This window comes from Bradyrhizobium sp. NBAIM18 (genome assembly GCF_020193825.1).
Classification (GTDB): domain Bacteria; phylum Pseudomonadota; class Alphaproteobacteria; order Rhizobiales; family Xanthobacteraceae; genus Bradyrhizobium; species Bradyrhizobium yuanmingense.
The window spans coordinates 644089-665319 of record NZ_JADYVO010000001.1; the positions used below are offsets into that span (position 1 = coordinate 644089).

General features: G+C 66.2%; 21 protein-coding genes. 10 read left to right on the forward strand and 11 right to left on the reverse strand.

Going from position 1 to position 21231, the window contains the following annotated elements:
- Positions 1-62 precede the first annotated feature (62 nt).
- Complete coding sequence (gene upp / locus I6F17_RS03040; RefSeq protein ID WP_225123965.1) at positions 63-698, forward strand: uracil phosphoribosyltransferase; 636 nt, start codon at positions 63-65, stop codon at positions 696-698.
- Between the two features lie 33 nt (positions 699-731).
- The gene (locus I6F17_RS03045; RefSeq protein ID WP_225124036.1) at positions 732-2306 is read left to right on the forward strand and encodes an AMP-binding protein; all 1575 of its coding nucleotides are present in this window, start codon (positions 732-734) and stop codon (positions 2304-2306) included.
- Between the two features lie 20 nt (positions 2307-2326).
- Here the strand turns inward: I6F17_RS03045 and I6F17_RS03050 are convergent, their stop codons facing one another.
- Entirely contained in the window at positions 2327-3493 is a 1167-nt protein-coding gene (locus I6F17_RS03050; RefSeq protein WP_225123964.1) for an acyl-CoA dehydrogenase family protein, read from the reverse strand.
- A gap of 96 nt (positions 3494-3589) precedes the next feature.
- Here I6F17_RS03050 and I6F17_RS03055 point away from each other — a divergent pair, with 96 nt between their 5' ends.
- Together I6F17_RS03055 and I6F17_RS03060 are read left to right on the forward strand one after the other, a co-directional pair.
- A complete protein-coding gene (locus I6F17_RS03055) occupies positions 3590-4093 on the forward strand; it encodes a MaoC family dehydratase (protein ID WP_338076419.1) in 504 nt (167 codons plus the stop codon).
- On the forward strand, positions 4093-4944 hold the full coding sequence (locus tag I6F17_RS03060) for a CoA ester lyase (protein ID WP_225123963.1): 852 nt from the start codon (positions 4093-4095) through the stop codon (positions 4942-4944). The genes I6F17_RS03055 and I6F17_RS03060 overlap by 1 nt, the downstream gene beginning before the upstream one ends.
- A gap of 31 nt (positions 4945-4975) precedes the next feature.
- On the opposite strand, the gene I6F17_RS03065 is transcribed toward I6F17_RS03060, so the two are convergent.
- Positions 4976-5377 (reverse strand): hypothetical protein, encoded by a 402-nt coding sequence (locus I6F17_RS03065; RefSeq protein WP_225123962.1) that lies wholly within the window; start codon positions 5375-5377, stop codon positions 4976-4978.
- Positions 5378-5641: 264 nt separating this feature from the next.
- Here I6F17_RS03065 and I6F17_RS03070 point away from each other — a divergent pair, with 264 nt between their 5' ends.
- Together I6F17_RS03070 and I6F17_RS03075 are read left to right on the forward strand one after the other, a co-directional pair.
- On the forward strand, positions 5642-5860 hold the full coding sequence (locus tag I6F17_RS03070) for a hypothetical protein (RefSeq protein ID WP_225123961.1): 219 nt from the start codon (positions 5642-5644) through the stop codon (positions 5858-5860).
- Positions 5857-6033, forward strand: a complete 177-nt coding sequence (locus tag I6F17_RS03075) for a hypothetical protein (protein ID WP_225123960.1) — start codon at positions 5857-5859, stop codon at positions 6031-6033. The genes I6F17_RS03070 and I6F17_RS03075 overlap by 4 nt, the downstream gene beginning before the upstream one ends.
- Positions 6034-6265: 232 nt before the next feature.
- On the opposite strand, the gene I6F17_RS03080 is transcribed toward I6F17_RS03075, so the two are convergent.
- From I6F17_RS03080 to I6F17_RS03095, 4 genes are all read right to left on the reverse strand, one after another.
- On the reverse strand, positions 6266-7336 hold the full coding sequence (locus tag I6F17_RS03080) for a trypsin-like peptidase domain-containing protein (RefSeq protein ID WP_225124035.1): 1071 nt from the start codon (positions 7334-7336) through the stop codon (positions 6266-6268).
- 200 nt (positions 7337-7536) lie between these two features.
- A complete protein-coding gene (locus I6F17_RS03085; protein WP_225123959.1) occupies positions 7537-7872 on the reverse strand; it encodes a hypothetical protein in 336 nt (111 codons plus the stop codon).
- Between the two features lie 86 nt (positions 7873-7958).
- The gene (locus I6F17_RS03090; RefSeq protein ID WP_225123958.1) at positions 7959-8450 is read right to left on the reverse strand and encodes an Hsp20/alpha crystallin family protein; all 492 of its coding nucleotides are present in this window, start codon (positions 8448-8450) and stop codon (positions 7959-7961) included.
- 78 nt (positions 8451-8528) lie between these two features.
- On the reverse strand, positions 8529-8990 hold the full coding sequence (locus I6F17_RS03095; protein ID WP_036042370.1) for an Hsp20 family protein: 462 nt from the start codon (positions 8988-8990) through the stop codon (positions 8529-8531).
- Positions 8991-9299: 309 nt separating this feature from the next.
- Here I6F17_RS03095 and I6F17_RS03100 point away from each other — a divergent pair, with 309 nt between their 5' ends.
- Positions 9300-10862 carry a hypothetical protein gene (locus I6F17_RS03100; protein WP_225123957.1) on the forward strand — a complete coding sequence of 521 codons (1563 nt, stop codon included), beginning with the start codon at positions 9300-9302 and terminating at the stop codon, positions 10860-10862.
- Here the strand turns inward: I6F17_RS03100 and I6F17_RS03105 are convergent.
- Positions 10851-12152, reverse strand: coding sequence for an MFS transporter (locus I6F17_RS03105; RefSeq protein ID WP_225123956.1), 1302 nt, complete (start codon positions 12150-12152; stop codon positions 10851-10853). The genes I6F17_RS03100 and I6F17_RS03105 overlap by 12 nt on opposite strands.
- Positions 12153-12515: 363 nt before the next feature.
- Here I6F17_RS03105 and I6F17_RS03110 point away from each other — a divergent pair, with 363 nt between their 5' ends.
- The 3 genes from I6F17_RS03110 (at position 12516) to I6F17_RS03120 (ending at position 16344) form a co-directional block, all read left to right on the forward strand.
- Positions 12516-13730, forward strand: a complete 1215-nt coding sequence (locus tag I6F17_RS03110; RefSeq protein ID WP_225123955.1) for an ABC transporter substrate-binding protein — start codon at positions 12516-12518, stop codon at positions 13728-13730.
- A gap of 8 nt (positions 13731-13738) precedes the next feature.
- Positions 13739-15472, forward strand: coding sequence for an FAD-dependent oxidoreductase (locus I6F17_RS03115; protein ID WP_225123954.1), 1734 nt, complete (start codon positions 13739-13741; stop codon positions 15470-15472).
- A gap of 77 nt (positions 15473-15549) precedes the next feature.
- Complete coding sequence (locus I6F17_RS03120) at positions 15550-16344, forward strand: IclR family transcriptional regulator (protein ID WP_225123953.1); 795 nt, start codon at positions 15550-15552, stop codon at positions 16342-16344.
- A 152-nt stretch (positions 16345-16496) separates the two neighbouring features.
- On the opposite strand, the gene I6F17_RS03125 is transcribed toward I6F17_RS03120, so the two are convergent.
- The 4 genes from I6F17_RS03125 to I6F17_RS03140 all read right to left on the reverse strand — a co-directional run bounded on the left by I6F17_RS03125 (position 16497) and on the right by I6F17_RS03140 (position 21100).
- Complete coding sequence (locus I6F17_RS03125; protein WP_225123952.1) at positions 16497-17276, reverse strand: SDR family oxidoreductase; 780 nt, start codon at positions 17274-17276, stop codon at positions 16497-16499.
- 139 nt (positions 17277-17415) lie between these two features.
- Positions 17416-18159: an aspartate/glutamate racemase family protein gene (locus tag I6F17_RS03130; RefSeq protein ID WP_225123951.1), complete on the reverse strand. Its 744-nt coding sequence runs from the start codon at positions 18157-18159 to the stop codon at positions 17416-17418.
- 9 nt (positions 18160-18168) lie between these two features.
- Positions 18169-19434, reverse strand: coding sequence for an FAD-binding oxidoreductase (locus I6F17_RS03135; protein ID WP_225123950.1), 1266 nt, complete (start codon positions 19432-19434; stop codon positions 18169-18171).
- A 4-nt stretch (positions 19435-19438) separates the two neighbouring features.
- The gene (locus I6F17_RS03140; protein ID WP_225123949.1) at positions 19439-21100 is read right to left on the reverse strand and encodes a thiamine pyrophosphate-binding protein; all 1662 of its coding nucleotides are present in this window, start codon (positions 21098-21100) and stop codon (positions 19439-19441) included.
- Between the last annotated feature and the right edge of the window lie 131 nt (positions 21101-21231).

The window sequence follows — 21231 nt, forward strand, 5'->3', positions numbered from 1 at the left end:
GCGTTGCCTAAAACTACCTGGCCGATCTGGCGCAGTTTCACGGAACCGTGTAGAGCGGTTTCATGAGCACCAGCAATGTCAACGTCGTCGCCCACCCCCTGGTCCAGCACAAGCTCTCCCTGATGCGGGAGAAGGACCGCTCGACCAAGAGCTTTCGCGAGATCCTGAACGAGATCGGGATGCTGCTCGGCTACGAGGTGACGCGCGACCTGCCGCTGGAGCTGGTGGACATCAAGACGCCGATCGCGCCGATGCAGGCACCCAAGATCGCCGGCAAGAAGCTCACGCTGGCGCCGATCCTGCGCGCCGGCGTCGGCTTTCTCGACGGCATGCTCGCCCTGATGCCGTCGGCGCGCATCGCCCATATCGGGCTCTACCGCGACCCCGAGACGTTGCAGGCCGTGGAATATTACTTCAAGGCGCCGCAGGACCTGTCCGACCGCACCGTGATCCTGATGGACCCGATGCTGGCGACCGGCAACTCGGCCTGCGCCGGCGCGTCCCTGCTCAAGGCGCGCGGCGCCCGCGACATCCGCTTCGTCTGCCTCCTGGCCGCCCCTGAAGGCATCGCCAAGTTCCAGAGCGAGCATCCCGACGTGCCGATCTGGACCGCCGCGATCGACGAGCGGCTCAACGACCACGGCTATATCGTGCCGGGCCTGGGCGACGCCGGCGACCGGATGTTCGGCACCAAGTAGACAGGCTTGCGCGACCGGGTTAGTCCGATGGCCATGAGTGCCAACGATTTTTCGCTGCAATCGCTGCTCCGGATCAAGACCGCCGCCGACCCTGCCCTGGTCTTCGACGGCAAGGCCGTCTCTCGCGCGGAATTCTCGGCGAAGATCGAGCAGACCGCCGCCTGGCTAGCCGCGCAAGGCATCGGCAAGGGCGACGTCGTCGCGGTCTGGCTGGTGAACCGGGTCGAATGGCTCGCGCTGCTGTTCGCCGCGGCGCGGCTCGGCGCGGTCATCGCCGCCGTCAATACGCGCTATCGCAGCGCAGAAGTCGCGCACCTGCTCAAACTCTCAGGCGCGAAGCTCATGGTGGTCGAGGCGGCATTCCGCGCGATCGACTTTGCCGCCATCCTCACCGATGTCGCCGAGGCCGAGGTGCCCGCGCTGCAACGGCTGGCCGTGGTCGGCGCGGATGCGATCCCCGCACGCTGGCCCTGCGTGCGGTTCGATGCGTTCGAGACGCCTTACCCGCCCCCTCCGCTGCCCCAGGATGATGTCGACCTGCCCGGGCTGCTCTACACCACGTCGGGCACGACCAAGGGGCCGAAGCTGGTCGCGCATTCGCAGCGGACGCTGGCGACGCACGCCGCCTCCGTCGCCCACGCGCTCCAGCTCGATCCCCACCGTCATTCGTTGCTGGCGATGCTGCCGTTCTGCGGCACGTTCGGCATGACGAGCCTGCTCGGTTTCCTCGCGAGCGGTGCGACCATTCACGTGCTCGATGCCTTCGACGCAGCGCCGGCGCTGCAGATCCTCAGCACACAACGGATCACGCATTCCTTCGGTTCGGACGAGATGTTCCGGCGCATCCTCGCCCTCACCGATGCGCCGCGCCCGTTTCCGCATCTCGAAGTCTGCGGCTTCGCCGCGTTCCAGCCCGGCTGGCGCGAGCTGGCTGTGGAAGCCGAAGCGCGCGGCATGAAGCTGTTCGGCCTCTACGGTTCGAGCGAGGTGCAGGCGCTGTTCTCGATCGGCGGCCCCAGTGATGCCTTTGCCGATCGCATCGAGGGCGGCGGCTGGCCGATGTCGCCGGAGGCGAAAGTCCGCGTGCGCGATGTCGAGACCGGAGAACTTGCGGCCAGCGGCGTCTCCGGCGAGATCGAGATCAGCGCGCCCTCGCGCTTCCTCGGCTACTTCAACAATCCGGAGGCGACGCGCGAGGCGATCACTGCCGACGGCTTCTTCCGCACCGGCGACATCGGCCGGCTGCGCGGCGACGGGTCCTTCGTCTACGAGACTCGCGCCGGCGATGCGATGCGGCTCGGCGGCTTCCTGGTCGCGCCCGGGGAGATCGAGGACGAGCTCAAATCCTGCGCCGGCGTCGCCGACGCCCAAGTCGTCGCGGTTGACCTCAAGGGCCAGGCGCGCTGCGTCGCCTTCGTGATCCCGACAACGGAGCCGCCCATCCAGGAGACGCTGATCGCGCGTCTGCGCGAGCGGCTCGCCGGCTACAAGGTGCCGGCGCGGATCTATGTCGTGGATGCCTTTCCCGTCACCGACAGCGCCAACGGCGTGAAGATCCAGCGCGCCCGGCTTCGCGCCATGGCGATGGAGTGGATCGCCGCCGAATAGACCCGCTCAGTACGACTTGTTCAGTACGATTTGGCGAGCCCCAGCACCTTTTCCGCGATGAAGCTGAGCGCGAGCTGCGGGCTGACCGGCGCGATGCGCGGGATCAGCACCTCCCGCAAATAGCGCTCGACATGGAATTCCTTGGCGTAGCCGAAGCCGCCATGGGTCATCACCGCCTGCTCGCAGGCCGAGAAGCCCGCCTCGCCCGCCAGATATTTTGCGGCATTGGCCGCGGCGCCGCAGGGCATGCCCTTGTCGTATTGCCAGGCCGCCGACATCACCATCAGCCAGGCCGCCTCGAGCTCGACCCAGTTCACCGCGAGCGGATGCTGGATGCCTTGATTTTTGCCGATCGGACGATTGAACACGACGCGCGTCTTGGCGTATTCGGTCGCGCGCGACAGCGCGAGCTTGCCGAGACCGACCGCCTCGGCCGCGATGAGAATGCGCTCCGGATTCATGCCTTCGAGGATGTACTCGAAGCCTTTGCCCTCCTCGCCGATGCGGTCCTCCATCGGGATCTCGAAATCCTCGAAGAACAGCTCGTTGGAATCGACGATCTTGCGGCCCATCTTCTCGATCTCGTGGACCTTGATCCTGTTGCGGTCGAAATCGGTGTAGAACAGGCTGAGCCCGTGGGTGGGCGAGCGCACCTCTTCCAGGGGCGTGGTGCGCGCCAGCAGCAAAATCTTGTGCGCGACCTGCGCCGTCGAGATCCACACTTTCTGACCATTGACGATGTAGCGGTCGTTCTTGGCGACCGCGCGGGTCTTGAGCTGGGTGGTGTTGAGGCCGGTGTTGGGCTCGGTGACGGCGAAGCACGCCTTCTCGCGGCCCTCGACCATCGGCGGCAGCATGCGCCTGCGCTGCTCCTCGGTGCCGAACACGACCACCGGATTGAGACCGAACACGTTGATATGGACGGCCGAGGCACCGGACATGCCGGCGCCTGACTCGGCGATGGTGCGCATCATGATCGCAGCTTCCGTGATGCCGAGCCCGGAGCCGCCATACTCTTCCGGCACGCAGATGCCGAGCCAGCCGGCGTCCGCCAGCGCCTTGTGGAAGTCGTGCGGGAAGCCGCCGTCGTGGTCCTTCTTCAGCCAGTAGGCGTCGGGAAAGCCTTCGCAGATCTCGGCGATGGCGTCGCGGATGGCTTCCTGCTGATCGGTGAGCGCGAAATCCATGGTCTTGACCTCCCTTCGCCAAGCATTGTTTAGCTCGAAAAACTACATGCAGATACGTGAATTTGCCCGCGAAGTGTGTCTACCATGCATGGGGTCATGCGGCGCGACGTGACGAATGCGCCGTTATTTCGCAGGGAGGAAACCGCGATGGCCGGACTTTATTTCGAGGACTTTTCCGTGGGCCAGGAGTTCAGGCATCCGCTGACCCGGACCGTCACGGAGATGGACAACACCATGTTCAGCCTGCTGACGCTCAATCCGCAGCCGCTGCACATCGACGCGCATTTCGCCGAGAAGACCGAGTTCGGCCAGCGCATTTTCAACAGCCTATACACCCTCGGCATCATGATCGGCATGACGGTCTATGATACGACCTTGGGCACCACCGTCGCCAATCTCGGCATGACCGACGTCACCTTTCCAAAGCCGGTCTTCCATGGCGACACGTTGCGGGCCACGACAAAGGTGCTCTCGGTGCGGGAATCCAGATCGCGGCCCAAGGCCGGCATCGTCGAGTTCGAGCACCATGCCCTGAACCAGAATGACGAGATCGTCGGCAAATGCCGCCGCATGGCGATGATGCACAAGAGGCCGGTCTGATGCGTTCGATGCTGTTCGTGCCGGGCGATTCCCCGCGCAAATTCGAGAAGGCGAGCGAAGGCAAGGCCGACGCGCTGATCATCGATCTCGAGGATTCCGTCGTCACCGAGAAGAAGGCGGAGGCGCGTGAGCTCACGCTTTCGATGCTGAAGAGCCGCCCCGGCCCGCATCAGCTCTATGTCCGCGTCAACGCGCTCGACACCGGCATGACGCTGGCCGATCTCGCCGCGATTATGCCGGGCAGGCCTGACGGCATCGTGCTGCCGAAATCGCAAGGCGGCGACGACGTGCGTCAGGTCGCGACCTGGCTCGAAGCTTTGGAAGCCGCCTCCGGCATCGCGATCGGCGCGACCCGCATCGTCTGCGTCGCGACGGAGACCGCCGGCTCGATCTTCGGGCTCGGCAGCTACAAGGGCTGCTCCCCTCGCCTCGCCGGCCTGATGTGGGGCGCGGAAGATCTCTCCGCCTCGCTCGGCGCTACCGAGAAGGCGAGCGGCGGCGTGTTCCACAGCCCCTATCGCCTGGCGCGGGATCTCTGCCTGATGGCGGCGGCAGCCGCCGAGGTCGCGCCGATCGACACGGTTTACACCGACATCGACAACCTTGCCGGCCTCGAAGCCGAAACCTGCGCCGCGCGGCGCGACGGTTTTTCGGCCAAGGCGCTGATCCACCCCAAGCATGTCGACATCGTCAACGCGGCCTTCGCGCCGACGGAGGCCGAGCGCGCCTGGGCGGAGAAGGTGATCGCGGCGTTCGCGAGCAATCCCAATTCCGGCACGTTGCGGCTCGACGGTCAGATGATCGACAAGCCGCACCTTCGCGCGGCGATGAAGATTCTCGGCCAGTCCTAGAGCGGGACGCAAGCCGGGCCGGCTGCCGGCCTCAGTCGAACCCTTGAACGGGCGGTGCCGGGGAATGCGCCGGCGCGGCAGGCGCGGCTTGAACCGGCGGAGCCTGGACCGGCGGGGCTGGATTGCCGGCAGCTCTCATCTGGCCGTTAGCGGCCATCGCCTCGCGCGTGCGCGACGGGCTGCCGGTCGCGGCGGCGCGACGCGGCGGCGGCTGCCGGTGCCTGGCCGACTGCGAGCCTCTCAGGCCCCAGGACCGGGCGATCGAAGGTCCGGCCGTGTAGCCGATCAAGGCGCCGGCGACCGCACCCACCGGCCCAAGCACGACCGCACCCGAGACCGCGCCGAGCGCCGCATCGCCCGCGCGCTCCTGCGCAAGCGCACCCGCGGGCACGCAGGCCAGCATTGCGACAGCAGTGATCAGTGCCTTGTTCATCGGAGCGCCTCCCTCGCGACAGATCACTCCTGCTCAAATATGGCCACACGAGGTTCGCTTGCCGGCCAACAAAAGGCAATCGCGCCCGGAACCCGGGCGTCCGGACAGCTCGATGGCTGACCATCGATCTCCAGGAGCCAGCGACAAGGGGAGGCGCGCCAACATCTTGACACCGCTCACCCGCTGAATATTTTTTTCGCCGAGAAGAGATCTTCTCATCCTCGCAAACCAAAGGATCTAACGCGACCGTCTGGAGAGACGACGATGCTCGATGAGAATTTGGCCCGCATTCGTGCGCACCGCAACAACATCCACCGTTACCGGCGCCTGCTGAAGACCAGGCTGTCGCAGCTCGAGCGCCAATTCATCGAGAGGCGACTTGCGGAAGAGCGATCGGCGCTCGATGGCCTGACCGCCACCACCTTTCCCGTCGGCTTCCGCGCCGCCGAAGCGCCGGCGAACGCGTTGGGAATGGCCCAATGAACAGCCAACGCGACCTGCTCATCCGCGGCAGCGAGAAGGTCATCGGCCATTACGAGCTGCTTCTTGCCGGCGCCAAGAACGAGCATGAGCGCGAGCTCTATCGCCAGCGCATCGAACGCGAGCGGCGGCTGATCCGGGACCTGCAAGACGAATGGGATCACCGCGCGGCCTGAGCTGGGAGATCACACGCCCCCGGGCTATCGCACATGAGATGTGGCTATGTGCACCGACTGTCTCCACAGCGTCATGGCCGGGCTTGTCCCGGCCATCCACGCCTTTCCACGCAGCACAAAGAACGTGGATGCCCGGGACAAGCCCGGGCATGACGACCTCCGCAAAATTCAAATGCCATAGCCCTGCCATTACAGGATGAACCGCTTGCGCGGTTCGTCCTGCGCATTCGTTTCAGCGGACGAGGCGATTGGGGCCTGCGAGCGCGCTGCTCGACCCGGCTGCCGGCACCACTCTCACGGTGGCGGTGAACGGCGCACCGTTGCGCAGCAGCGTGAGCTTCACGTCCTCGCCGATCCGCGCCAGGCCGATCGTGTTGCGGAGCTGGGCGGCAGTGCGGATCGGGCGGTCGTCGGCGCTGGTCACGATGTCACCCTTGCGCAGGCCGGCCTTCTCTGCGGGCGAATCCGCCGCGATCTCGGCGATGACGGCGCCCTGGTTCAATCCCTTGTTGACCGACGGATGCAGGTCCTTCAGCGAAATGCCGATGCGGCCACGCTCGACACGGCCGCTCACGATGATCTGCTCCATCACCTTGCGCGCCATGTTGACCGGAATGGCAAAGCCGATGCCGACATTGCCGCCCGCGGGCGAGATGATCGCCGAGTTGATGCCGACGAGCTCGCCGCGCAGGCTGACCAGCGCGCCGCCGGAATTGCCGGGATTGATCGCTGCATCGGTCTGGATGAAATCCTCATAGCCCTGCTTGCCGAGGCCGGTGCGGCCCAGCGCGCTGACGAGCCCCGAGGTCACGGTCTGGCCAAGGCCGAAGGGATTGCCGATCGCAAGCACGAAATCGCCGACATCGAGCCCGTCGCTGTCGCCGAAGGCAAGCGCCTTGAGCCCGACCGGGTTCTGGACCTGGAGCACCGCGACATCCGTGGGCGGGTCACGGCCGACGACCTTGGCGGAAAACTGCCGGCCGTCCTTGGTCGTTATCTGAACGGCGGATGTGCCCTCGACCACGTGATTGTTGGTCAGCACATAGCCGCGCTGGGCGTCGACGATCACCCCGGAGCCGGTCGCATTGACCTCCTTCTCGATCTGCCGGGGAACGTCGAAGAACTCGCGAAACAGCGGATCGCGATAGAGCGGGTTGTCCTCGCGCACGCGGCCATGCACGGAAATGTTGACCACCGCGGGCGTCACCTGGCGCACCAGCGGCGCCAGGGTCGGCACCGGGCCGCCGGTCTTTAGATCCGGGATCTGGCCGGCGGCAGGCTGCGACGCCGTGAGCGTCAGCATCAGCAAGGCCAGGAACAGCAGACGCACAGCATTCATCATCGTCACCCTGCCGCGTTGTGTTGGGGGAGATTCGAAACCTTCGTGGTTTCAGTCTTCGTCGCCTGATGCGACGATCCAGCCTTGCAGGGCCAGAAGCGGGACGGTCCAGGCTGCCGCGGCCTGACCGAGCAGCACGAGGGCGAGGACGGTGGGCGTGACCATCATGCCGCTTGCCCTTCGGCGGCGGCCCATGGCCGCCGCAGCCGCATCGGCACGCCGCCGCCTCGCGGCGGGTCGTCATTGTCGTTGTCGCCGTCGAGCTTGCGCAAGGCGGCCAGAATGTCGGCGAGCCGGACCGTGTGGCTCATGCCGGGAATCTCGCGCAAGGCGGGATAGGATTCGACGGCGTACATGTCCGATGCCCAGGACGACAGGATGACGCGCTTCTCGGGCGACGAGAGCTCCTCGGCATTCAGGACGTCGGCAGGCGAGTCGTAGTGGGCGGCAGGATGAAACAGCGGATTGAGAGTGCCGGAATTGGTATTCACGTTGGTCATCGGTGGGTCTCCCACATGCTCCTTTCCACGGGGACGGCTTGTTGACGATGAGACGGCGGCGCCACATCTCCGCCGTCTCACTTGACTTAATGCGTGTTGATCGCGATGCGCTTGACGCCTTCGCGTGCCTTCTCCGACTTCGGCAGCGACACGGTCAGGACGCCGTTCTTGAACGACGCCTCTGCCTTGTCCTCCTCGACGCCATCGAGCGGAATCTGCCGTTCGAACGCACCGTAATAGCGCTCCGTGAAGTACCTGCCCTCTCCGTTGCGCTCGGCTTTCTTTTCGCCGCGAAGGGTCAAGACGCCATTGGCGATCTCGACCTGAACGTCCTTCTCCGTCAGGCCGGGAAGTTCGGCCGAGACGGTCAGCGTCTTGTCGGTCTCGCTGAGCTCGACCTTCGGCCAGCCGAAACGGCCTTCCATCAGCGGCGACAGGCTGGTCGCCCCGAAGCCGCGGAAGACATCGTCGAACAGACGGTTCATCTCGCGGTGAAGCGTCAGGAACGGATCGAAATTGTCGCGCGCAGGCGCGAGCTCCTGTTTCCCTGACCAGGGAATGAGATCACGAAAAGCCATGGTACCCTCCTTCATGCATCGGAAAGCGCGGCCCGCGCACGCGCGCGCCGCGTTCCGCTACCTGTTCCGATCGAGCGCTCAGGCTGCTTTCTTCTGCTCGATCTGCGTTGCCGCAGGAGCGCCGCCCGCGATCGGAATGCGGCGCGGCTTCATGGCTTCCGGAACCTCGCGGACGAGGTCGATGATCAGGAGCCCGTCCTGGAACGAGGCTTGCTTCACCTGGACGTAATCGGCGAGGTTGAACACGCGCCGGAACGGACGCGCGGCGATGCCCTGGTACAAATATTCCCGCGCGGCGGTCTCGGGCTTCCGGCCCTCGATGGTGAGCGCGTTCTGTTCGGCCGTCACGGTGATGTCGTTGGCGCCGAACCCTGCCACGGCAAGGCTGATCCGGTAATGGTCTTCGCCGGAACGCTCGATGTTATAGGGGGGATAATTGTCCTCGGTCGCCTGGCGCAGCGTGCTGTCGACGAGGTCGGCCAGGTGGTCGAAGCCGATGGTGGAGCGCCACAGCGGCGCGAAGTCAAAACTGGTCCTCATAACCAAGTCCTCCTGAGAGCAAGATGGATACGAAGGAGCGCAAGGCGGGATTTCAGACGGGTCCGAAAGACCAACCCGGCGCCCGTGCCGGACCCGGTTGGCATCCGACACACCGCTCTCGCGGCGAAAAACGACTTAGAAAACCGGAAACCGGTTTCAAGAGGGGCCAACGGATTTTTTTTCGACCCCATCGATGGTCCGCCGAGCCCGGACGCTCTCGGCGGCAACGGCAAGGTAAAATAGGGGTAAAATGGGCGGGTCGAGGGTAAGGCCACGTTGCCTCCGCGCATCGGGCCCCGGGCAACGCGCATGACGAACCAGGCGGCAGCACACCGCAGACCAGGGACCCGACCGCGTCCGGCCGGTCGCACGGCCGGCGCGATTGCCCTGCTGGCCGCCGCAACCGCCTTTGCGGCGCAGGCCGACGACATTGCCATCTCGCCTGCCGGGCTGAAGACGCTCGGAACGATCGATGCGCGCTTTCAATCCTACAACATCGAGATGGTGGAGGTGACCGGCGGACGGTTCTGGAAGCCTTATCCGCGAACCGCACGTGCCTTCGACGAACGGGATCGTTACAGCGCGCGGCCGCCGATCGATCTTGCCAATGCGCGACTGCGCCTGCTCGCCGCGGCGTTGTCGCCGGCCTATCTGCGCGTGAGCGGCACCTGGGCCAATGCGACGTTCTTTGCCGAGGCGCCGGGAGCCCCACCGCCGGGATTCAACACGGTGCTCAGCCGAGCGCAGTGGCGCGGCGTCGTGGAGTTCGCGCGTGCGGTCGATGCGGAGATCGTCACCTCCTTTGCGATCAGTCCCGGCAGCCGCGACGACCACGGCATGTGGAAGCCGGATCAGGCGCAGCAGCTGGTCGACACCACGCGCGCTCTGGGCGGGCGCATCGCCGCCGCCGAATTCATGAACGAGCCGACGCTCGCAGCGACGGGCGGTGCACCGGCGGGCTATGACGCGGCCGCGTATGGCCGCGACTTCAAGGTCTTTCGCGAGTGGATGCGGCGCGCCGCACCGGAGGCGCTGATCCTCGGTCCCGGCTCGGTCGGCGATGCACCATCGCCGTCCGGAGCGGGGCTCACCACGCGGGACCTGCTTGCCGCATCCGGTCCCGACGTCGATCGGTTCTCCTATCACCATTACAATACGATCTCGCCGCGCTGCGGCGGGCACGACGATCCGGCGCAGGCCCTCTCGGAGCAATGGCTGGCGCGCACGGATGCGACACTCCGGACCTACCAGGCGCTACGCGACACATTCGAGCCGGGCAAGCCGATCTGGTTGACCGAGACGGCTGATGCCGCCTGCGGCGGCGGCTTATGGGACAGGACTTTTCTGGACACGTTCCGCTATCTCGACCAGCTCGGACGCCTGGCGAAGGCCGGCGTCCAAGTGGTGATGCACAACACGCTGGCTGCCAGCGATTACGGCCTGCTCGACGAAACAACGTTCGGACCGCGGCCGAGCTATTGGGCCGCGCTGCTCTGGCGCCGGCTGATGGGGACGATCGTGCTCGACGCAGGCAAACCTGCTGCGCGCGATCTCCATCTTTACGCGCATTGCCACCCAGCCACGACAGGTGCGGTGTCGCTGCTCGCAATCAACACGTCGCGCGGCACATCGCGCACGCTATCGCTGCCGGATTCCGCCGAGCGGTACACGCTGCACGCAGCGCAGTTGCAGGGTACGATTGTGCAGTTGAACGGCAAGAGGCTCACACTGACCCCTGAGGGCCAGCTGCCCCGGCTCGAGGCACGCGCAGCACCGCCGGGAGCAGTCAGGCTTGCGCCGACGACCATCACCTTCCTGGTGTTTCCGAACGCTGCAAATCCGGCTTGCCTGTCCCGGCGCTCAGGATCTTAGCGAGTCCCGCGCCGTCTCCGGCGCCAGCAGCGTCGCGACGATCGTGATGACCGACAGCGCGACGATGTAGACCGACACCGCCCAGTACGATCCGGCCCAGGCCAGCAGCGCCGCCGCGATCAGCGGCGAGAAGCCGCCGCTGAGCGCCGCCGCGACGTTGGCGCCGAGCGAGGCGCCGCTGTAGCGCACCTGGGTGCGGAACAGCTCCGGCATGAACGCGGCCTTCGGCCCGAACAGCAGCGCATGGGTGAGCGTCATCGTGACGACGAGCGCAAGCGTGATCAGCGCCGGCTCCCTGGTGTCGAGGAACCAGAACAGCGGAAACGCCAGGGCCACCGAGAAGACGCCGCCGGCCAGATACAGCGCCTTGCGTCCGAAGATGTCGGACAGCCAGCCGGCCAGCGGCAGCGTCGCGAACTCGACGATCGCGGCATAGACCACGGCATCCAGGATCACCTGCCGGGGCAGGCCGAGCCTGGTCGTCGCGTAAACCACCGTGAACACGGTGAGGAGATAAGCGAGCCCGACCTCCGACACCGTGATGCCGATCGCGAGCAGAAAGCTGCGCCAGTCGCGGCGCAGCACTTCGAGGGCCGGCTGCGCCAGCACCTCCTTGCGCGCGACGATCTCCTTGAAGTGAGGCGTCTCCGCGAGCTTGAGCCGCACGATGAAGCCGACGCCGACCAGCAGAATGCTGATCAGGAACGGCACGCGCCAGCCCCAGCTGAGGAAGTCCGCCTCGGGCAGCTTCGTCAGCAGGGCGAAGATGCCGGTGGAGGCGGCGACGCCGACGGGGAAGCCGACCTGCACCAGGCTGCCGTAGAAGCCGCGGCGATTGCCGGCGTGCTCGATCACCATCACGACCGCGCCGCTCCACTCGCCCCCGAGCCCGATGCCCTGAACGAAACGGAGGATCACGAGGAGTATCGGCGCCCAGACGCCGATCTGATCGTAGGTCGGCAGGCACCCGATCAGAAAGGTGCCGAGCCCCATCGCGATCATGGTCGCAACCAGCATGGTCTTGCGGCCGAGCCGGTCGCCGTAATGCCCGATGATGGCGCCGCCGATCGGCCGCGCAACGAAGCCGACCGCATAGGTCGAGAATGCCGCGAGCGTGCCGACGAAGGGATCGAAGCTCGGGAAGAACAGCTTGTTGAAGACGAGCGCCGCCGCCGTGCCGTAGATCAGGAAATCGTACCACTCGATCGCGGTGCCGAGCGCGCTCGCCCACACCACATGCGCCGTCGTCGATCGCTCCGCGGAAGCGGAGACCCGCGTTGCTGTCGTCATGCCCTGCCCCAACGATTCCAGTGGGCATCATGGCCAAACGTTGTGACGGCTGCAATCTGTGGAGGTGTTGCCTCCCACAGGATTACGGCGCGGGATTTTGTGCGCAGGTGGCGCAACACCCGTCATTGCGAGGAGCCCTTGCGACGAAGCAATCCAGACCGCCTCCGCGGCAAGACTCTGGATTGCTTGGCTTCGCTCGCAATGACGGGTGTTGAGGCAGGAGCGCTCCTTACGCGGCATCGCCCGGCCATCGTGGAACCCACCCGGCACCACAGTTCGCCATTGACAAATTTATTCGCCATTATCTAATTTTGCTCCACACGACCCCGCCGCGCCAAGCGGCCAAAAAGAGAGGAAACGACAATGAGAGGGCTCCTGGCCTGCACCGTGCTCGCGGCCATGACTTCGGCGGCCATGACATCGGCGGCGACCGCGCAAGTGTCCGACGACGCGGTGCGGATCGGCGTGCTGACGGACCTGTCGAGCTGGGGCCGCGACAACTCTGGACCGGGCTCGGTCGAGGCCGCCAAGATGGCCGTGGAGGAATTCGGGCCGACCGTGCTCGGCAAGCCGATCGAGATCATCAGCGCCGACCACCAGATGAAGACCGATGTCGGCGTTCAGATCGTCCGCGGCTGGTTCGACAACGGCAAGGTCGACGCCGTCGTCGACATCCCCAATTCCGGCATCGCCATCGCCGTGCACAACATGGTGCGCGAGCGCGGCAAGGTCGCCCTGCTCTCCGGCCCCGGCGCGAGCTCGCTGACCGACGAGCTGTGCAGCCCGAACACCGTGCACTTCACCTACGATACCTATGCGCTCTCGAAGGTGACGGCCTCCGCCGTCATCAAGGAAGGCGGCAAGTCCTGGTACTTCATCACCGCGGACTATGCCTTCGGCCAGCAGCTCGAGAAGGACGCCACGCGCTTCATCAACGAGATGGGCGGCAAGGTGCTCGGCGGCGTCAGGCATCCGACCAACACCGCCGACTTCTCCTCCTTCGCGCTGCAGGCGCAGAGCTCGAAATCCGACGTGGTCGCCTTCGCCAATGCCGGCCAGGACACGGACAACGCCATCAAACAATCCGGCGAATTCGGCCTGGTCCAGGGCGGCCAGAAGCTGGTCGGCCTCTTGATGTTCGACACCGACGTGCACGCCATCGGCCTGAAGGCCGCGCAGGGCACCTATATGACCACGGCGTCCTACTGGGCCATGGACGAGGCGACCCGCGCCTGGTCGAAAAAGTTCTACGAACGCACCAAGGTGATGCCGACCATGATCCAGACCGGCGTTTATGGCGCGGTGCTGCATTATCTCAAGGCGATCAAGGCCGCCGGTACCGACGATTCCGCCAAGGTGATGGCGAAGATGCGCGAGCTGCCGATCGAGGATATCTTCGTCCATGGCGGCAAGTTGCGCGAGGACGGCCGTGTGATCCGCGACATGTATCTCGCCAAGGTGAAAAAGCCCGAGCAGTCCAAGGAGCCCTGGGATTATCTGGACATCGTCAAGACCGTGAAGGGCGATGACGCCTTCCGTCCGGTCTCCGAGTCCAAATGTCCGCTCCTGAAGAAGTGAGGTGAGCAATGACCGGCAACGAGCATAGCGGCGTTGAGACTTACGAGTGCGACGTGCTCGTGGCCGGATCGGGTTGCTCCGGCATGTCGGCCGCGATCACCGCGCGTCATCGCGGGCTCGACGTGCTGATCGTCGAGAAGGAGCCGCGCTTCGGCGGCACCACGGCCCGCTCCGGCGGCTGGCTCTGGATTCCCGGCACGTCGCTGGCAAAGGCATATGGCATCGAGGAAACGCCGGAGCAGGCCCGCACTTATCTGAGGCACGAGGCCGGCAACAATTATGATGCCGCGCGCGTCGATGCGTTTCTCTCAGCAGGTCCCGAGGCGGTCGATTTCTTCACCACCAAGACCGCGCTGCGTTTCGACATGCCGCTGGTGTTTCCGGACTATCACGCCGAGGCGCCGGGTGGCGCGCAGGGCGGGCGCTCCATGGTGACGCGCCCGTTCGACGGCCGCGAGCTCGGCGATCTCATCAAATCGCTCGGCATGCCGCTGCCCGAGCTCACCGTGTTCGGCATGATGCTCGGAAGCGGCAAGGAGATCATCCACTTCATGCGCGTGACGAAGTCGCTGACCTCGGCGGTCTATGTCGCCAAGCGCCTGACGCGGCATCTCATGGACGTGCTGCGCTATGGCCGGGGCATGACGCTCACCAACGGCAATGCGCTCGCAGGCCGCCTGGCAAAGTCCGCGCTCGACCTCAAGATTCCGATGTGGCTGTCCTCGCCGGTGCGCGAGCTGACGGTCGAGAACGGCACCGTGACCGGCGCCATCGTCTCGCGCCAGGGACGTGAGGTGCGCGTTCGTGCACGACAGGGCGTCGTGCTCGCCTGCGGCGGCTTTCCCCATGACGTCGAGCGGCGCAAGAAGATGTTCCCGCACGCGCCGACCGGCGTTGAGCATTATTCGCCCGGGCCTACGGGCAATACCGGCGACGGCCTGCGCCTTGCGGAAGGCGCCGGCGGCCGCATCGAGAACCGCCTGCCGAACGCGGCGGCCTGGGTGCCGGTGTCGCTGACCACGCGCAAGGACGGCTCCAAGGGCGTGATGCCGCACTTTATCGACCGCGCCAAGCCCGGCGTGATCGCGGTGATGCGCGACGGCAGGCGTTTTGCCAATGAGGGCAATTCCTATCACGACTTCGTCCAGGCCATGATCAAGGCGGCCAAGCCCGGCGAGGAGATCGCCGCCTTCCTGGTCTGCGACCACAGGACCTTGCGGAAATACGGCCTCGGCTGCGTGCCGCCGTTTCCGATGCCGCTGGGTCATCATTTGAAGACCGGCTATCTCATGCGCGGCGACACGCTGGAAGCGCTGGCGGCGAAAGCCGGGATCGATGCCAAGGCGTTCGCCGAGACCGTCAGGCAGTTCAATGCGACGGCGCCGCTGGGACAGGACGCCGCCTTCGGCAAGGGCTCGAAGGCCTATAACCGATACCAGGGCGATGCGCTGCACGGCCCCAACCCCTGCGTCGCGCCGATCGAGAATGGTCCGTTCTACGCCATCAAGATGGTGATCGGCGATCTCGGCACCTATGCCGGCATCGTCACCGACGCGAACGCGCGGGCGCTCGATGCCGAGGGCCGGGTGATTCCCGGCCTCTATGCCGCCGGCAACGACATGGCGAGCATCATGGGCGGCAATTATCCCGGCGCCGGCATCACGCTAGGGCCGGCGCTGACCTTCGGCTACATTGCCGGCCGACATCTTGCCGACAGCGCTGCCAAGCGCGACGCGGCGTAGAGCATGATCCGGAAAAGTGTGCAGCGGTTTTCCGAAGAGATCATGCTCAAACAACGACTGAGGCGCATCGGAGGCGCATGAAGAGAGAGAGCCGCGGCATCCAGTCGATCGAGGTCGGCGGCGAATTGCTCCGCGCGCTCGCCCGCAGCGGCGAGCCGATGATGCTGCGCGATCTCGCCCGCGAGGCCGGCATGACGCCGGCCAAGGCGCATCCCTATCTCGCCAGCTTTTCCCGCATCGGCCTGATCGAGCAGGACGAGAGCACCGGCCGCTACGAGATCGGCGCGCTGGCGCTGGAGCTCGGCCTGATCAGCCTGCGCCGCCTCTCGGGCGTGCGCATCGCGCGGCCCAAGATCGCGGGCCTTGCGAGCCAGATCGGCCACGCCGTCTCGCTCGCGGTCTGGGGCACGCACGGCCCGACCGTGGTGCAGCTCGAAGAGCCGGCCCAGCCGGTGCACATCGTGATGCGCGTCGGCTCGGTGATGGCGCTGCTGGAGACCGCGACCGGCCGCGCCTTCGCGGCGTTCCTGCCGGAGCAGACGATCAGCGCGGCACTCAACAGCGGCCTCGACCGCCATGGCGTCGGCTACAACCCGAAGCGCGCCGTTAAGGGGGCGAAGGTCGCCGAGATGCTGACCGAGGTGCGCAAGCACGGCCTCGCCCGCGCGCTCGGCGATCCCCTGCCCGGCGTCAACGCGTTCTCCGCCCCGGTGTTCGATCATTCCGGCCACGTCGCGCTGGTCATCACCGCGATGGGCCCGGAAGGCACTTTTGATGCCCGCTGGGACAGCCCGATCGCGCACGCGCTGCGCGACTGCGCGGGGGCCATCTCCAAGCGGCTCGGTCACGGGCTGACGGTTGCGGCGGAGTGAGGGCAGACTGCCCGCCTCACGACGACTGTCATTCCCCGCGAAGGCGGGGAATCCAGTACGCCGCGGCCCATCGATTCAATCACGACCGCCTCGGAATACTGGATCGCCCGGTCAAGCCGGGCGATGACAGCGAGAGTGGGGCGACAACGGCCCTACTTCTCCTTCACCGGCACCGTGTAGTTCAGGACCAGCCGGCCACCATCCGGGTAGATTGTCTGCCCCGTGATATAGGACGCATCGTCGCTGGCAAGGAACGCCACGACGGCGGCCACTTCGCTCGGCTCGCCGCCGCGGCCCGCCGGCGTGCGCGACAGCACGGTCTTGCGCGCGTCCTCGGACGTGTAGATCGCTGAGGCCACCATGTCCGTCAGGATCGTGCCCGGCCCGACCGCGACGACGCGGATGTTGTGCGGAGCGAGTGCGACGGCGGCGACCGAGGTCAGCTGCTTCATGCCGCCCTTGGACATCGCGTAGGTCGCGAGCGCCGGGATCGCGAGCAGCGCGTTCACTGATGACATGTTGATGACGACCCCGCCGCCGCCTTGCGCGATCATTTGCCTTGCCGCCGCCTGCACGCCGAAGAACGCGCCCTTCAGATTGATGCCGATGATCTCGTCGAACTCCTCCTCGGTGATGTCGAGGATGTCGCGGTTGCGGGCGACGCCGGCATTGTTGACCATGATGTCGAGCCGGCCGAACTCCTTCACCGCGGTTGCGACCAGCTGATCGACATCAGCACGCTTGGCGACGTTGCCGACGATGGCGCGCAGGGAATCCGGCCGCCCAAGCTCGGCGGCCGTGGCCGCCAAGCCCTCGGCATCGACGTCGGAGATCACGACCTTGACGCCGTCGTCCAATAATCTCTTCGCGCAGGCCTTGCCGATGCCGCGCGCCGCGCCGGTGATGGCGGCGACCTTGCCGGATAGTTTCATGGGTTCACTCCTGGACTAAAGCGCGATGAGATGAGGACGAATCGTCATCGCGCTTTGGGTTATTGTTTGAGCATGATCTTTTCGGAAAACCGCTGCGCACTTTTCCGGATCATGCTTAGTGACGATCTCACGGACGCATTCACGCAAAGACGCGCGGGCGCAGCCCGGCATGAAACCAGGTGATCATGGAATAGATGTCATAGACGGGCAATCCGACTTCGGCCTGAAGCGCGGCGGCATAAGGCGGCATGTTGGTGCATTCGAGCACGATGGCGCCGACATCCGGATGTCTGGCGACGAGCTCCCTGCCGGCCTCGACCACGTCGCGCTCGGCTTGTGCGATGTCCATGTCGTCCTTCTCGGCCTTGATCAGGACGCGGAAGAACTCCTTGCCGTTCTCGGTGCCGACCAGCGGCGTGTCGAGCGGCACGCCGGCACCTTCGAGATGGGCCGGCGTCAGGGTCGAGCCCGACACCGTGACGAGGCCGACACGCTTGCCCGGTGGTAGGGTCGCCTGCACCCACGGCACCTGCATCAGCGAGGAGGTCGCGACGGGAACGCCGACGGCCGCCGCGATCTCCTTCTGGAACAGCGAGAGGAAGCCGCAATTGGTGGTGATGGCCTCCGCCCCTAGCCGCACCAGATCCTTGGCCGCATCGATGAAGTCGGGCAAGAGGCCGGCCGCGCCCTTCAGCACCACCTTTTCCGGCGAGGCGCCGCTCACCACGCGATAGAGCACCGGGAATGGCCATGTCGTGCCGTTGCCCATGTCGCCGGGAATGCGGGGAAAGCGCGCTTCCAGCATCAGGATGCCGAGCGGCGCGCCGTAGATGGCCTTGCCGCCACGGGCGATGCGGGAGGACGAGCTGGCTGAGGTGGTCATGGTGCGTTCTCAGAGGAAACGATCGGGCGCGAACGGCGCGAGTGGAATCTCCGGCGCCTTGCCGCTCACGAGCTGGGCGACCAGACGGCCGGTGCGGGCCGAGCCGACCAGGCCGACATGGCCGTGGCCGAAAGCGTAGACGATATCGCGCGAGGCGCGCGCATAGCCGATGCAGGGACGTCCGTCCGGCATGCTCGGGCGATGGCCGAACCAGGTCTTGACGCGCGAGGCCGGAATGTCCTTCGGCAGTTTCGGGAACATGCTGACGAGGTGGTTGCGCAGGATCTCGGCGCGCTTCCAGTTCGGCGCGGCCTCGAGGCCCGCGATCTCGACCGTCCCGGCGGCACGCAGGCCCTTGTTGGTCCAGTTCACCACCAGCTTGGCGTCGGAGGCCATCATCGAGCTGCGCGGACCTGCTTCCGGATTCTCGATCACGACATGATAGCCGCGCTCGGTCTCGAGCGGGAGGGGATCGCCGACCGATGCGGTGAGCTGTTTCGAGCGGGCGCCGGCCGCGACCACCGCGGCATCACAAGCAATCTCGCCGGTCTCGGTGACGACAGTCACGAGCCTGCCGCCCTTGAGCTTCAGCCCGGTCGCCTTGGCGCGTACGTGCTTCGCGCCGCTGGCGATCGCATGATTGGCAAGGGCTGCAACATAAGCGCCGGGATCGCGGCAGCGCCCGGCCTCCTCCACCACGACGCCGAAGGTGTAGCGCGGATCCAGATCCGGCTCACGCTGGCGCATCTCGTCGGCGTTGAGCTCCAGCCATTCGACGCCGACCTTCCTGCGCAGGCGCCAGCCGAGATCATTGTCGAAATTGCCGCGCGAGGTGAACACGTGCATCACGCCGTTGCGCTCGATCAGCTCGGGGACGCCGGCTTCTTCCGCGAGCTTCCTGTGCAGCAGCGGCGCGTCCTTCAAGAGATCGCGCAGCGCGAACGCCGTGGTCTCGACCCGCGCCGCGGTCCAGCCCGACAGCAGATACTTGATCAGCCAGGGCAGCGCCTTCGGCAAGTAAGACCAGCGGATCGCGAGCGGGCCGAGCGGGTCCAGGAGATAGCCCGGCACCTTCCTCCAGACGCCGGGCTCGGCCGGCGGGATCACCGAATGCGACGACAGCCACCCGGCATTGCCGTAGCTCGCCGCCTGTTCGCCGCCGGGCTCGCCCGGATCGATCAGCGTGACGCGGTGCCCCTCGCGCAGCGCCTCGATCGCGCTGATCACGCCGACCGCGCCGGCTCCGATGATGGCGACGTGGCGGCCGTCAGGCATCGCTTTAAGCCTTCACTGCGGGCGTAAAATCCTTGCCGACCGAGATCGCCCTGGGATCGATGATGCAATGGAGGATCGACGGCTTGCCCGAGGCCAGCGCGCGCTCGAACGCCGGTGCGAACTCTTCGGTGCGCTCGACACGCTCGCCATGGCCGCCGAACGCCTTGGCATACATCGCAAAGTCCGGGTTCTTGAGCTGGGTGCCGACGACGCGGCCGGGATAGTCGCGCTCCTGGTGCATGCGGATGGTGCCGTATTGCGAATTGTCGATGATGATGACGACGAGCGGCGCATCATATTGCACGGCGGTGGCGAATTCCTGGCCGTTCATCAGGAAGCAGCCGTCGCCGGCAAACGCGACCACGACGCGATCCGGATATTGCCGCTTGGCCAGCACGCCCGCCGGCACGCCATAGCCCATCGAGCCCGAGGTCGGCGCGAGCTGGGCGGCGAAGCTGTGGAAGCGGTGATGGCGATGGATCCAGCCGGCGTAATTGCCGGCGCCGTTGCAGACGATCGAGTCCTTCGGCAGGCGGTCGCGCAGCCAGGTCATCACCTCGCCGTACTGGAACCTGCCCGGCAGCTCGCGCGCCTTCTCGGTCCAGGCCAGATAATCGGCATGCGCCTTGGCGGCTTCGCCCTTCCACGCCACCGCGCCGGAAGGCTTCAGCGGCTCGACGGCGGCGGCGAAGGCGGCAGGCGTCGCCTGGATCGCCAGATCAGGCTGATAGATGCGGCCGAGCTCTTCGGAGCCCGGATGCACATGGATCAGCTTCTGCTTCGGATTGGGAATGTCGAGCAGCGTATAGGACGAGGACGGCATCTCCGACATGCGGCCGCCGATGAGCAGGAGGACGTCGGCATTGTCGATGCGCGCCTTCAGGCCCGGGCTCGGCCCGATGCCGAGGTCGCCTGCATAATGCGAATGATCGGCATCGATCAGCGAGGCCCGGCGGAACGAGGTCGCGACCGGCAGGTCGAACCGCTCGGCGAACCGCGCGATGCTCTTGGTCGCCTCGACGGTCCAGCGCGAGCCGCCGAGAATGACGAGTGGCGCCTTGGCGCCGGCCAGCATGGCGCCAAGCTTCTCGATATCGGCCGGCGCCGGCCAGCTCACGGCGGGCTCGATGCGCATGGCGTCCGCCACCGCCGCCGTCTCGGTCAGCATGTTCTCCGGCAGCGCGATCACCACGGGACCGGGGCGGCCCTGCATGGCGATTCGGAAGGCGCGCGCGACCAGCTCCGGGATGCGGTCGGGGCGATCGATCTCGACCGCCCATTTCGCCATCGAGCCGAACACCGCCTTGTAGTCGAGCTCCTGGAACGCCTCGCGCTCGCGCATGCCGGTGTCGACCTGGCCGACGAACAGGATCATCGGCGTCGAATCCTGCATCGCGATGTGAACGCCGTGGCTGGCATTGGTGGCACCGGGGCCGCGGGTGACGAAGCAAACGCCGGGCCGCCCCGTGAGCTTGCCATAGGCCTCCGCCATCATCGCCGCACCGCCTTCGGCGCGGCAGATCACGACGTCGATCGGGCTGTCATGCAGCGCATCGAGCGCCGCCAGATAGCTCTCGCCCGGCACGCAGGTGACGCGCTCGACGCCTTGGGCGACGAGCTGATCGATCAGGATCTGGCCCCCGGTGCGGGTGTTGCGAATGGTCATGTCGGCTCCCTCAAGACTTCGGCGATACGCACGTGTTCGGGAACTGGCCTAAGACAGGCCGAGAGCGTGTGCAAGGTCGAAAGGCTTCTCGCAGCCTGCGCAGGCGTCATGCCCGTCCCTGCCGTTTGCAC